The organism is Streptomyces sp. NBC_01471 (assembly GCF_041438865.1).
Taxonomy (GTDB): Bacteria; Actinomycetota; Actinomycetes; order Streptomycetales; family Streptomycetaceae; genus Streptomyces.
Map to the genome: position 1 here is coordinate 1 of NZ_CP109452.1, position 11,364 is coordinate 11,364.

Here is an 11,364-nt window from a genome sequence, read left to right on the forward strand (position 1 = left end):
ACGACGCGACGGACCCTACGGGCCGTCAAGGATGCCGGGAGCTCCGCCCCCTTGGTCGCCTTCGGCGCCCTGAGGCATCATCACCTTCGGTGACGATGCTGGGCCTTCGGCCCATCGGTCCGGCCTCCGGCCTGACCTTGGCTGGCTACGGGAGAGGGTGGCCGTCCGTCTGTTTGTGCTGGTCAGAGGGTGTCCCCCGGCCTTGCCTCCGTGGCCCTGGTCCTCGATGCCAGTCCCCCGCGGCTTCCCATCCCCCGGCCGCTTCCGTTACAGTATGCGCTCATCCCTGACACCACGTCAAGGCACCCCGCCCCCGGCCAGCCCCAACCCGGGCGCCACACACCCCGCCTGACCAACAGTCAACCGGTCTACACCAATCTGACCCCTTCTGAAAGGAAGAAACCCTCATGACGGCAAGTGAATTCTACGAAATCGAGACCCAATATCAGTGTGAGGATTGCGGAGCATATCCGTGTAGCGTCTGCTGCAAGCACTTCTGCTGCGATGAATGCCCGTCATGCGGTGGGGGTTGTACATGTGCTTGCGGCTGTCCTGCCCTTCGCGAGGACGCTTGGTATTGATAGGCGGCCCCGAACGCGAAGAATGGGTGCTCGCCGCCGATGCGAAAAGCGCTCTTAATTGCGGCCCCGAACGTGACTGGTAAACGCGCATGAAAAGGGGCCCCGCCCTTTATAGCGGGGCCCTTTTTCCTGATCCGAATTAAAATTGCGTGTGAATCATTCTCACTTACGGATAACCCGCGCACTGCTCAACGGAATGATCCCGCCGCGCCCGCCCGAGGCGGGAACGACGTAGTACTAGCAGCTTCATGTCCGGCGAACCGGGCCTCGCCCGATCACGGCAGTCCGAGCACCGTGTCCGGGCGGCACTGGATACATGCCTGCGCGCCCTCCTCGGTGAGCGCGCGCCGTGCCTGCTCCCGGGTGATCGGCCGCACCCGGGCATAGTCCACCTCCGCGTCCCAGCACGTGTTCGCCGAGTCCCCGAGCGTCGTGTGGATCGTCGGCGGGCCCGAGCCGACACCGTTCTGCGCGACCCACTCCGGGGGCGGCTGAGCGGCACGCTCCTGCCGGTGCCGCTCCTCCTGGACCCGGCGCTCCTCGATCTCGATCCACTCACGGGTCCGCGCCACCTCCCGGAGCTGACACCGGAGGTGAAATTGCAGCATCTGCAAACGCTCTACTGCGGAGAGCTCAGAGTCAGGCTTCTGCTTTGCCACAGGTCCGGAGCCTAAGCGCCACCACTGACAACCCACCGCGTATGCGCATCCCGCATACGCGGAGCCGTGCCCCCGGCGCGGCGACCCTGAGAAGAAGAGCTGCGCGCAGCGCCCGCAGGCCCGGCCTGCTCTGAGCTGGGGTGATGTGTCTTCGCTACGGGCAGTGACGCAGCCTGTAGCGCAGTGCGCAGCGCGGTCCGCCGTGCAGTGCGCAGTACACAGTCCGTGGGGAGGGGTGGTGCTCCGTACGATCACCGGCATGACCACCACGCGCCGGCCTTTGGGCCACGGTCCCCAGGCCTCTGCCGCCCTGCCGTCCGACATCAGCACGAGCGCTGCGGCGCCGCGTGTCCGTGCGGCCGAGGCGGATGTCGCGGCCGCGCCGCTGTACCGGCCGGGCGGGACGGAGGATCTCCAGGAGCTCCGCGACCGAGGCGTGCTCGGACCCGATCAACCACGGCCGTGAAACGGCCCCGGACCCGTGGTAAGCCCGTCCGGATGGGCTTACCACGACGCTTACCACGGGCCTTTGAGCCCTCGCTCAGCCCGGTAGTAGGACGACGAGGCCGGGCGTCTCATCCGTCATTTCCCCGGACCACGGGAGGGGCCCCAGCATCACGCGCGTGCGCCCCATCGCGGGGACCGCGTCCAGGACCTGAGCGAGCTGGTCGTGCAGATCTGCCAGTGACGTGCCCTCGGGGGGCAGCGGCTCAATTGTCATACCAGGTCAACGAGCCCGCACACTTCCTGTTTCGGGGTGACGTTCAGTGCATGCCACGGCGAGCCAGCCGAAGTTGTGCTGCTGCGGTCGTGGCCGCCTGTCCGGCCATGTGGAGCGCGGCGGCGCTCTGTCTCTGGTGGGGCAGTGATCCGTGACCGAGCTGGGCGAGCGCGGCTGTCATCTGCTGTACGGCGGTGGCCATTGCGTCGGACAGCCGGGTGAGGTCGTCCACGGCCTGGCGGACGGTGTGGGGGTGGGCCCACTCCGCCCGCCCGGTCCTGACGTCCTGGACCATGCGGTTGAGTGCGTCGGCCGCGATTTTCGGGTGCTGTGCTGGATTGTGCGGGGCCATCGGCTCTCCAGGCGGGGGTGTCGAATTGATGTGTCTGATGCGTCGTCGCAGGTCACCACGTGGTTGTGATGTGTCGACGGCTGACGCATCGACGCATCGCCGAGCACGCGAGTGCCACATCGGGCACGTCGGGCGCCACGTCCGGGCACGTCGCCGACGCACCAGGACAGGACACTGACACGTCGGCGACACATCACGACAGGGCGCCTTGGATGTCGGCCAGCCGGTACACCGTGGGGCGTTGGGGGTCGGTTTCGAGACGGCCCGAGGGGATGTCGAGCTTGGCCGCCTTCAGCTGGGCCCGGATAGTGCGGCCGACCATGATCCGCCGGTTCGGCTTGCCGTCCCACTTGCCCCACACGGCCGGGTTCGCCTTGACGAGACAGTCGGCGAGCTGCGCGATGGTCAGCACTTCGGGATCACCGTGCGTGGCGAACGCGTCGAGCAGCAGCCGGGCGATCTCGGGTGCTGCGCTGGCTGCGGGCGTGGCGCCGGCTGCGGGCGCGGCGGTGGGGGCTGGATCGAGGGTGGGGAGGCCGGCTGCGATGCGCTCCGTCGTACGGCGGGCAGCTTCCTCTGGGGCGAGCAGTGAGACGTAGCGAAGCATCGGTTCGCGGTGTCGTGGGGTGATGGCATAGAAGTGTCCGGCGTCGGCCGGGAACCCGGGTTCGGGGCTGGGGACCAGGTGGTGGGGCAGCCAGCCGCGTGAGATCGCGTCGGCCTGCCCCACGACCAGCGGGACGTCCGCGGCCCGGCAGGGCATCATGATCCGGACCCCGGGCACATCGGCGATGGCGTCGCCCAGGACGTCCTTGGTCGCGTCCTGCGTGATGATCACCAGGGTGATCATCGCTTCCCGCCCTTCCCGCAGCAGATCCACCGCCAGTTGCTTGCCCCGGGCGCTCAGCTTCGGGAACTCGTCCACGACCACGATGATGGCGGGTCCGGTCCCGGTGGGCAGCCAGGTGTTTTGTGTCGCGGGCATCGAGGCGATGCGGGCCCTGGACCGTGCGAGCAGCGATTCGAGAACCGCTTCGGCTTCCTGGGGGGTGCGCGCGGTCTTGACGGCCATGGGGGCCAGCGCCTTGAGCCCGCGTTTCGCCGGATCAATGTCGACCACGACGGCGTCGTGGCAGGCGGTGACGTACTCGGCGATCGCCTGCGTCATGGCCGTCTTTCCGCCGCCCGTGTCCGCCACGATGATCACGTGCTGTCCGCCCAGCACCACGGGCGTGGTCTCACCCTCCAGGGACAGCCCGAGGCTGACGGGGTTGGTGATGGTGCAGGAGAGCGGCGGGCGCTCCGGGTAGGGCAGCGGGTCGGCGAACGGGTCGCGGGTGAGCACCCGGAGGTTCATCATGGCCGCGTCGTCCGGGTTGGCGCGCTGGGCAAGGACCCGGGACTCCCCCACCCGCAGGGTTGTTGCCATGAATTTGAGGGTCCCGACGAGATGGGCGGCCGTGCCTGACTCCAGCACCAGCGGGACTCGCCAGCCGTAGGCCGTGGACTCCGGTACGCCAACCTCGGAAACTTTCGCGCCCTCTTTTTTCAAGGCCAGGCGTACGGCCTCGCGGGCCACCCGGGGGTTGGTGCCCGCCTCCCGGATCGGGAACGGCTCCGGGTCCGGGTCGGCCAGCTCGGTGTGCGCGGGCGGTGCCGGCGGGACGAACAGCAGTTTCTGGACCGGCGGCCGGCGGGGCACCGGGTTGCGGCCCTTGGCCCACGCCACGACGGTGAACACCGTGGCGGCCGCCACGGTGACCAGGAGCCCGGCGAGAGCGGAGAGCACCCACAGGGCCACCCACGCGGCCGCGAGGCCCAGCAGCCAGCAGGCGGCCGCGAGGTGACGGCGGGAGCGGACGTGCCCGTACCCGATCGCCAGCATGCTCGGAGTGACCTCCAGGTGGCGGAACTCCGCCTGGCCCATGCGCATTTGCAGGCTGGCCCACTGCATCATCCGGTAGGAGATCATCGGGGAAGCGCCGTAGCTCCCGCCGTAGAACCGCCCGCGGCCGGTGCGCTGCATCTGCATCTGCTGCATCTGCGCGAACGTCTGCTGCTTCTGCTGGTCTTTCAGCAAGCTGATGTTCTGCTGGACCTCGGCAGAATTCCGCTGCCTCTGGCGCTGCCAGGTGCGGTACTGGTCATTCAGGACCCGGTGGGCGATGTGTGTGTCCGTCAGATCTTCGGTGCGCCACCACCGGCCCCACTCCGCGCGCAGATGCCGCATCCCCGCCGCCAGGCCGTCCCGCTGCTCCCCGCTCACCACGTGCCCACTCTCAGATGCTGTGCAAAAGGATGTCGCCGACCGTGTTGCCGGACGTCCGGATCAGGCCCAGGGCCATCCCGATCAATCCTGCGGACGCGCCTAGCCACACTCCGACCAGCGCCCCGCGGATCACCGGCTGCTTGAGGTCGGCCCGGCCGGACTTGATCAGTCCCGCGTAGAGGGCCAGCAGGCACAGCCCGACGATGGAGCCGCTCACGCCGATTTTCTCGCCGCCGGTCATCGCGGCCCGGTGGCTGGCCCCAGCTACGGCACCGGTCGCGTTTTCCAGTGCGTACGTACCGACTCCGTCACCCAAGGCCGCGGCCGCGCCGCCCATCGTGCCGAGAATTCCGCCGCCCAGGAAAAGCAGGGCCGCCAGAGCAACTCCCCCGAAAAAATGCATTTTTGGTGTCGGGTCACCGCCTCGCCAGCGGCCGATTTGGTAAAAGAGAACGACGAGGCCCAGAGCGACCGCGCCGATACCCCCGGCGGCTGCTCCTGCGGTATTCATGAATCAGGCTCCTGTCAGGAAATGAATCACCATGCGCCCGAGCAGGCGCACGACAGCAATGACGAAACTCCACACCGCGACCGCTACCGCCAGGCGCAGCAGATAGCCGATGTACGGGGTACTCCAGGCACGTGCAATGAGAGTCGACAGTCCTCGGACCATCGTGGAGACGAGTCCCGCGAACGCCGTGCCCAGCCAGCTCCCGATAGGCAGCATCATGAAAGCGCCCAGGACGAGACCGCCCATGAGCACCCAGCCCAGCGGAGCGAACGCACCTTCATGCGCGACTGACTGCGTCATGCGGTATGCGGCACTGTGGCCGCCCCACGTCACCAGCAACGCGATAGCGATGCCCGGGATGTTGTATTTCAGGAGCAGCCAGCGGATATCGAGGCCGCGCCGGTCGGCGGCTGCGTGCGGGTCCGGCAGATGCGCTGCGACCGCTTCGCCGATCTGCGCGCCGATCTCGTGCGCCGCCTGCACACCGTCCTGGCCGTGGGTCGCCCAGGTGTCGCGCCACTCCTCGCGCACACCCTCCCAGCGCCCCTGCCCCGGGCCGTCCGAGTCGGGGCCAGGCGCGCCCGGCGACGGCTGGTCGGCGTCATCGGGAGGCGGCGGCGTGCGCCACCAGTCCTGTGCCGGTGCGGCAGTACCGGTATCCGGGGCGGGATCGGTGTCCGCGGCCGGGGCCGGGGCCGGGGCCGGCTGCTCGGGGTCGAGGGCCGGGGCGGATTCCGGGCGGGGCGCCGGGACTTCGGGCGGCAGTGGTTGGCTCACCGGGCCGGGGCCCGTACCGGCGTCAGCCTCTCTGTCCGTCATCCAACTGTCCCTCCACGGGCGGCTTCTGCGGGTCCCCCGAGAACCCGCAGACCAGGCGCCACATCACGCGTCACATCGATCACTTGTAGCAAGTTAAACCTCACAGGGCGTAGGAACACAGCCGGTTGCGTGACCAACTCCCGCTCCGTGCGGAAATGAAGGGATGTCAGGTCCCTTCATGGGGGCGCGCAACAGCACGCGGATTGAGCGGCTGGGGAGGCATGATGATCCGGTGACAGACCGCCGCCCACTGGGCATCGGACCGTAACCACCAAGGGGGGACACCCGACCGTGCACACGCACCCGGAACACGCCGCGCGGAGGCCCGATGCTGCTCGTTGATCCCTGCGACTCCGTCGCGGGCCCGTCCAAAGATCTCTGCAAGGGCGGCGGCTCCGGCGGCGGGAAGCTGCCGGAGTCCGTTGACCCGCTCACCGGTTTCGCGCACTCGGTAGCCAAGGCGGCCAACTGGACCGCCACCCAGCTCGGCCATCTCATCGCCAACCGGAACTCCGTCGACATCACAAACGGGGGGTTCCTGCGTCAGTACGCGGTAGTCTTCGCCGCCTCCACGATCCTGGTCCTGGTGCTGTGGCTCCTGGCCGTCGCGAAGCGCGCGATTCGCGGTGTGCCGCTTACCACCGCGATCAGCGAGGCCGTCAGTCTGCTGTGGCTGGCCGTGGCCGCCACGGCATTCACCCCGCTGATTCTCTACACGCTGATTGGCGCCGTCTCGGCCGTCACCGACGTGCTGGTATCCGCGATCGGCGGAAAGCCCGGCGGGCTGTTCGCCACCCTGGGCTCGAACCTGACTGACGACAAGATCGGCGGCGGGCCGATCATCCTGATCCTCGCCTCACTCCTGACGATCGCGCTGTGCGGCGCCCTGTGGCTGCTGCTCGTCATGCGCGCGCTCGCCCTGTACGTCGGCGCGCTGCTCGGCGTCGTCGTCTACAGCGGGCTCGTCGACAAGGACCTGTGGGGCAAGGTCCGCAAGTGGGCCGGCGGCATGGTCATGCTGATCCTCATCGAGCCCATCGTGGTGATCATCCTCGGCCTGGCGGCCGTCATGGAGAGCACCGGCGAGCACGGCCCCGTGATCACCGGTCTCGGCGTCACTGTCATCGCGCTCGGCGTCTCCGTCGCCCTGGTCTCGAAAGTCCCCGCCTTCGGCGACGGCATCCAGATCGCCCGTGCGGTGGCCCGTACCTCCGGCACTGCCGCACGGGCCATCACCGGTGGCGCGTCCGCGACCACGGGAGTGATGCGCGGCATCCAGACCCACAGCAACCGCGGCGGTGGCGGTGACGGTGGCGGCCGCACCAACTCGGGGTCGCAGAAAGCGCCGAACTCGGTCGCAGGGGGCATGAGCGCCCACTCACAGCGCACGCCCAAGCCCAAGGACGGAGGCAAAAAATGATGCTCGGCGTCGTGCTCGGCTCGGTCCTCACGCTGCTCGCCGGCGCCGCCTGGCGGCGGGTCAACCGCCCCGTCCACTGCGTGTGGTGCGCGCAGGCCTCCGCCTGGCCCACCAGCCAGCACGACCCGCGTTCCTGCAAGGGCTATGTCCAGGAGCTGCGCCGTCACCGCCTCCGGCGCAAGGCCTTGGGGCACCAGGTCGAGGAGCCCGACCCGTTCGGCCAGTTGTACCTGCTGGATGAGGAGATCGAGGAACGCGACGCCGCGCTCAATGTGGCCGCGGGCTGGTCCGCGGACGGGAAGACCCCGCCCGCCGCACTCACGCCGAAGTAGGGCTGGCGGCGCTTGCTGCTGCTGCGCGTACAGCATCTGAGCCCCGGGACCAGTGGTCCCGGGGCTCCGGCGTTTCTGAGCTCTGGGGCGTACGTACTCGGTAGCTGAGTGTGGCTTTGTTCACGACTTCGAGCAGCGGTTGTTCACGGCTCCGGGAGGCACCTGGCGGCCCCGGGCGGCGGTGGTACCGACCACAGCCGACGCTGGTGTCAGCCCTTGACGGATACCAGAGCGAGGGCCGCAGCCGCTGTGCCGGTCAGGGTGGTGCACACCGGTACGCCGAACCTCCCGGCGACGTAGATCAGGTACCTGTTGCGCTCCGGGCTCGGGCAGTCGGGCGGGCAGCCGAGGACGGCGCGGCCCGTGGGGGCGTCCAGTCCGAATTCGACATTCGTCGTGAACCCCGGCAGTGCGACGAGGTCGCGGGGGATCCAGAACAGGACAGCACCCGCGTGCGCGCGGGCGTCCGTCTCCCACTCGACCTGGTCGTCGTAGTGCTTGGCGCGCTTGCCGCCTCGGGACTCGGGCGTCAGTACGGTGAGCGGTTGCTTGCCGGTCCACTGTGCGGCGAGCTCCTTGACGGCGGAGGGGCGCCACGACTCGACGTCCCCACCGAGGCGGGGTGTCGGTCCGGCGAGAAAAACTGAGGGTCCAGCGGCGGGCAGGGTCTCGCGCGCCCACACGATGCGCACGCTGCCGCTCACCGGGCGGCTGCCTTCCGGGCGGCCTGCTGCGGCGTCCACGGGAGCGGCAGACCGTCGGCCCTGACCCGCGGAACGATGTGCCAGTGCAGGTGGAACACCGTCTGCGTGGCGTTCGGCCCGACGCTGGTGATGAGGTTCAGTTCGGCACCGCCGATCTCGGCCGCGTACTGCGCGGCGCGGCGTACGGCGTCGGCGGTGACGTCCGGGTCCTCGATGGCGTCCGCGACATGGGTGCGCGGGATGACGAGCGTGTGCCCGTCATTGACGCCGCCGCGCGGCCGGATGGCGAGCGCATCATCCCATTCGCGCAGGATGGTCGCGGGCGCCTGCCCGGTGGCGATCTCACAGAAAGCGCAGTGCGTCATGGGGCCCCGGGAGGCCTCACGTGAGCCGATGACAGCGGCTACGGAGCCGCCCCCATCCGGGTATGTGGTCTGCATGCGAACCACAATTCCGGGCCTGCGGGTGCGGCGGTAGCAGTTGCCTGTTGCCTCCCTGAAGTTGCCTGTTGCCTCTCTGAAAACGGGCCTAGCTGCGCAGGTCCACCAGGAGCGGGGGCGTGTGCTCACCGCTCAGTGACGTCAGGGAGAGCACCGCGTGGCCGGGTGGCACCGAGTGGGCGAGTTCGGAGGCGGACCACCGCTCGCGCTCTACCTTCCGTGTGGTCACCGAGTGCTGCTGTGGGGCTTTTCCGGTGATCGCGCGCCGCAAAATGTGGATGGCCTTACCGCCCGCTGTCTCGGCGATGATCTGCCGGTCGGTGGTGTCCGTGGTCTCGATCCATTCCTTGCCCCACGCCTCAGCGAACTGCTTTCCGTCCCACGGGGTGAGGCCGGACAACGCCACGCGACAGCCGACCGCACCGAGCAGCGGACCGCGCAGCGGGGCCGCGACGCCATCGAGGCCGCGCAGAGCCAGCACCGCCCCCGCGTTCGCCGAGCGCAACTGCTGAAGGCCGCGTACGGCTTCCGGGTTGATCGTCATCGACGCGTCGTCCATGACGAGAGCGGCGAACACGCTGCGGTCCGCGCGCAGGGCGACGCTCGCCTGAAACTGGGCCAGGACCAGGCGGGCGAGGATGTGGGACGCGTCGGCGTGGCCGCGCTCCGGCAGATCGATCCGGACCCGGACCGGGTGGTCCAGCGCGCGGAGCGAGAACGGCCGGCCCGCACCCGTGACGTCGAAAAACTTCGCGAACAGGGGGCGGTCGAGGAGGGCGATACGGTCGGCGAGGGGCCCGGCCGCATCACCGGGTGCGCCCGCCTGGCGTTCGCGGGCGTCGAGCTCCCGCAGCATCATCTCCTCACCGGCCTCGGCCAGGGCGGCGCGCAGCGCGCCGAGCGCGGCAGTCGAGCCCTCCAGGAGATCCCGCAGCTCCGGCACGGACGGGAACCGCCCATGCACCGCGTGGAAGGGCCCGAGGAGCTGGCCCAGCACGGTTGCCGCACGGCGGCTCCCACTGCCCGGGTGCGGGTCCGCGAGGTCACCGACAAGCGCCTCAGCGAGGACCGCCGCCGCCTCATCCGGATCGTGCGTGCCGCCGTACAGGTCGAGGTCGAAAGCCGAGTCCGGGTGGCCGATCCGCACGACGACGTCGTAGTCCTCGGCCCGTCCGAGCCCGGCGCCGGCTGCGCCCACCACCACGACGGCCGCTCGCCCGGCGAGGGCTTGCAGGCACAGCGACTCCGCCACCGGCCACACCACCTGACGGGTTTTCCCGGACCCGGCGGGACCGACGACGAGCAGGGAGGTACCGAGCAGTTCCGGCCCGACCGCGAGGCCTGCGGCCCGGTACCGGTACGGGTTGCGGTCGTCGTCGGCCGCGGTGCCCAGGCGTACCTGAGAGGTGATCAGGTCGTGGTGTGCGCTGCGGGCGGTCAGGTCACGCGCGCCGGAGGGATGCGCGCAGGCGGCGGCGCCGTCCGCGAGGACGGCGCGGGTGAAATCGGCGAAGACGTGCCGACCGGAGCGCACGGACTGCCACGCACGCTCGATCCGCACGTGGTCGACGTCGCGCATCAGCCCGAGCCGAGCATCAGCGGCAAGCCGGTCCGCGGCGTCCGGAGCTCCGGCAGCGCGCACCTGCGGCCATGCCGCCGGATCCTCGGCCGGGGGCGGCGCCTCCGGCAGCGGTGCGGGGCGGGCGATACGCGGGGTGACGTAGCGCCGCCATACCTCGGGCCAGCGGCCCATCCGGATCACCGCAGCCAGGAGCCCGCCAGCGATCACGGCGTAGTAGCCGTAGTAGACGATGACGGTCACGGCCTCGCTGCCGCTGTGCAGCCAGGAGTCAGGCAGCAACAGTTCCAGCGGGACCAGCCACCACCCGCCGAGGTAGCCGTTCCACAGCGCCGACCACGCCAGCCACCCGCACAGCACCGCGAGCAGCGCCCCGACCATGAGCTGCTGAGTGGGTACCAACTCCGGCTCCGTGACCGCGCGCGGCCGGTGCCCCAGCCGCCATATCCCCAGTGCCGTCTCCGGCCGGGGAGCACGCAGCCACGCCAGGAAACCGGCCCCGTCTGGGCGCGGCGGCACACCCGAAACCTGCGGGGGCACGGAGGGCACCGGGGGGAATGCGGGCGGCCGCGCGGACCGTCCCGGCCGAATCTCGTTCTCGCCACCGGCATCCACGGCCTACCCCCTAGAACAACTGCCCCTGGTCAGGCGTTCAATCTAGTGCCGCAGCCGCGGGACTTCGCTGATCCATACTGTCCGCCAGGCTGCTGCCGAGATGGTCCTGACCACGCTGGTCAGGACCATGGTCAACCCTGACCACAACTCGCAAGAGGCGCTGTACGGCGATCTCCAGGCCAAACGCGACCGCCCCCGACCTGGGAGGCCGGGGGCGGTCGTGGGGTGCTCAGAGCGGAGCACAGGCGCTCTACGGAGGCACTTACATCGTGTAGGTTCTCGCCGCTCGTGTCGGATGCCGCCGCCATGACCTGCGGCTTCATCCGCAGTCTCACGACGTGTCGGACGCTGGAGTCTCACGA

At 69.6% G+C, this 11,364-nt stretch carries 11 protein-coding genes; 3 read left to right on the forward strand and 8 right to left on the reverse strand.

Features of this window, described 5'->3' with window-relative positions:
- Nucleotides 1–856: 856 nt before the first annotated feature.
- Nucleotides 857–1,153 carry a DUF6233 domain-containing protein gene (locus OG285_RS38435; RefSeq protein ID WP_371793760.1) on the reverse strand — a complete coding sequence of 99 codons (297 nt, stop codon included), beginning with the start codon at nucleotides 1,151–1,153 and terminating at the stop codon, nucleotides 857–859.
- A gap of 346 nt (nucleotides 1,154–1,499) precedes the next feature.
- Here OG285_RS38435 and OG285_RS38440 point away from each other — a divergent pair, with 346 nt between their 5' ends.
- Nucleotides 1,500–1,706 carry a hypothetical protein gene (locus OG285_RS38440; protein ID WP_371793761.1) on the forward strand — a complete coding sequence of 69 codons (207 nt, stop codon included), beginning with the start codon at nucleotides 1,500–1,502 and terminating at the stop codon, nucleotides 1,704–1,706.
- 298 nt (nucleotides 1,707–2,004) lie between these two features.
- Here OG285_RS38440 and OG285_RS38445 read toward each other — a convergent pair whose 3' ends face one another.
- The 4 genes from OG285_RS38445 to OG285_RS38460 all read right to left on the reverse strand — a co-directional run bounded on the left by OG285_RS38445 (nucleotide 2,005) and on the right by OG285_RS38460 (nucleotide 5,912).
- Nucleotides 2,005–2,313 (reverse strand): hypothetical protein, encoded by a 309-nt coding sequence (locus OG285_RS38445; RefSeq protein ID WP_371793762.1) that lies wholly within the window; start codon nucleotides 2,311–2,313, stop codon nucleotides 2,005–2,007.
- A 193-nt stretch (nucleotides 2,314–2,506) separates the two neighbouring features.
- Nucleotides 2,507–4,582: a hypothetical protein gene (locus tag OG285_RS38450; protein ID WP_371793763.1), complete on the reverse strand. Its 2,076-nt coding sequence runs from the start codon at nucleotides 4,580–4,582 to the stop codon at nucleotides 2,507–2,509.
- Nucleotides 4,583–4,592: 10 nt separating this feature from the next.
- On the reverse strand, nucleotides 4,593–5,093 hold the full coding sequence (locus tag OG285_RS38455; RefSeq protein ID WP_371793764.1) for a hypothetical protein: 501 nt from the start codon (nucleotides 5,091–5,093) through the stop codon (nucleotides 4,593–4,595).
- Nucleotides 5,094–5,096: 3 nt separating this feature from the next.
- Nucleotides 5,097–5,912, reverse strand: a complete 816-nt coding sequence (locus tag OG285_RS38460; RefSeq protein WP_371793765.1) for a hypothetical protein — start codon at nucleotides 5,910–5,912, stop codon at nucleotides 5,097–5,099.
- Between the two features lie 328 nt (nucleotides 5,913–6,240).
- On the opposite strand from OG285_RS38460, the gene OG285_RS38465 reads away from it, so the two are divergent.
- Together OG285_RS38465 and OG285_RS38470 are read left to right on the forward strand one after the other, a co-directional pair.
- Nucleotides 6,241–7,332 carry a hypothetical protein gene (locus OG285_RS38465; protein ID WP_371793766.1) on the forward strand — a complete coding sequence of 364 codons (1,092 nt, stop codon included), beginning with the start codon at nucleotides 6,241–6,243 and terminating at the stop codon, nucleotides 7,330–7,332.
- Nucleotides 7,329–7,664 carry a hypothetical protein gene (locus tag OG285_RS38470; RefSeq protein WP_371793767.1) on the forward strand — a complete coding sequence of 112 codons (336 nt, stop codon included), beginning with the start codon at nucleotides 7,329–7,331 and terminating at the stop codon, nucleotides 7,662–7,664. The genes OG285_RS38465 and OG285_RS38470 overlap by 4 nt, the downstream gene beginning before the upstream one ends.
- Before the next feature lie 209 nt (nucleotides 7,665–7,873).
- Here the strand turns inward: OG285_RS38470 and OG285_RS38475 are convergent, their stop codons facing one another.
- The 3 genes from OG285_RS38475 to OG285_RS38485 form a co-directional block, all read right to left on the reverse strand.
- Nucleotides 7,874–8,368: a nucleoside 2-deoxyribosyltransferase domain-containing protein gene (locus OG285_RS38475; protein ID WP_371793768.1), complete on the reverse strand. Its 495-nt coding sequence runs from the start codon at nucleotides 8,366–8,368 to the stop codon at nucleotides 7,874–7,876.
- On the reverse strand, nucleotides 8,365–8,808 hold the full coding sequence (locus OG285_RS38480) for an HIT family protein (RefSeq protein WP_371793769.1): 444 nt from the start codon (nucleotides 8,806–8,808) through the stop codon (nucleotides 8,365–8,367). Before OG285_RS38480 ends, OG285_RS38475 begins: the two co-directional genes overlap by 4 nt.
- A gap of 88 nt (nucleotides 8,809–8,896) precedes the next feature.
- Nucleotides 8,897–11,002 (reverse strand): ATP-binding protein, encoded by a 2,106-nt coding sequence (locus OG285_RS38485; protein WP_371793770.1) that lies wholly within the window; start codon nucleotides 11,000–11,002, stop codon nucleotides 8,897–8,899.
- Nucleotides 11,003–11,364: the final 362 nt, after the last annotated feature.

Bases quoted from the DNA above. Each gene is read 5' to 3' on its own strand.
- OG285_RS38455 (WP_371793764.1), bottom strand. From the start codon at position 5,093: ATGAATACCGCAGGAGCAGCCGCCGGGGGTATCGGCGCGGTCGCTCTG.
- OG285_RS38460 (WP_371793765.1), bottom strand. From the start codon at position 5,912: ATGACGGACAGAGAGGCTGACGCCGGTACGGGCCCCGGCCCGGTGAGC.
- OG285_RS38465 (WP_371793766.1), top strand. From the start codon at position 6,241: ATGCTGCTCGTTGATCCCTGCGACTCCGTCGCGGGCCCGTCCAAAGAT.
- OG285_RS38440 (WP_371793761.1), top strand. From the start codon at position 1,500: ATGACCACCACGCGCCGGCCTTTGGGCCACGGTCCCCAGGCCTCTGCC.
- OG285_RS38445 (WP_371793762.1), bottom strand. From the start codon at position 2,313: ATGGCCCCGCACAATCCAGCACAGCACCCGAAAATCGCGGCCGACGCA.
- OG285_RS38470 (WP_371793767.1), top strand. From the start codon at position 7,329: ATGATGCTCGGCGTCGTGCTCGGCTCGGTCCTCACGCTGCTCGCCGGC.
- OG285_RS38480 (WP_371793769.1), bottom strand. From the start codon at position 8,808: ATGCAGACCACATACCCGGATGGGGGCGGCTCCGTAGCCGCTGTCATC.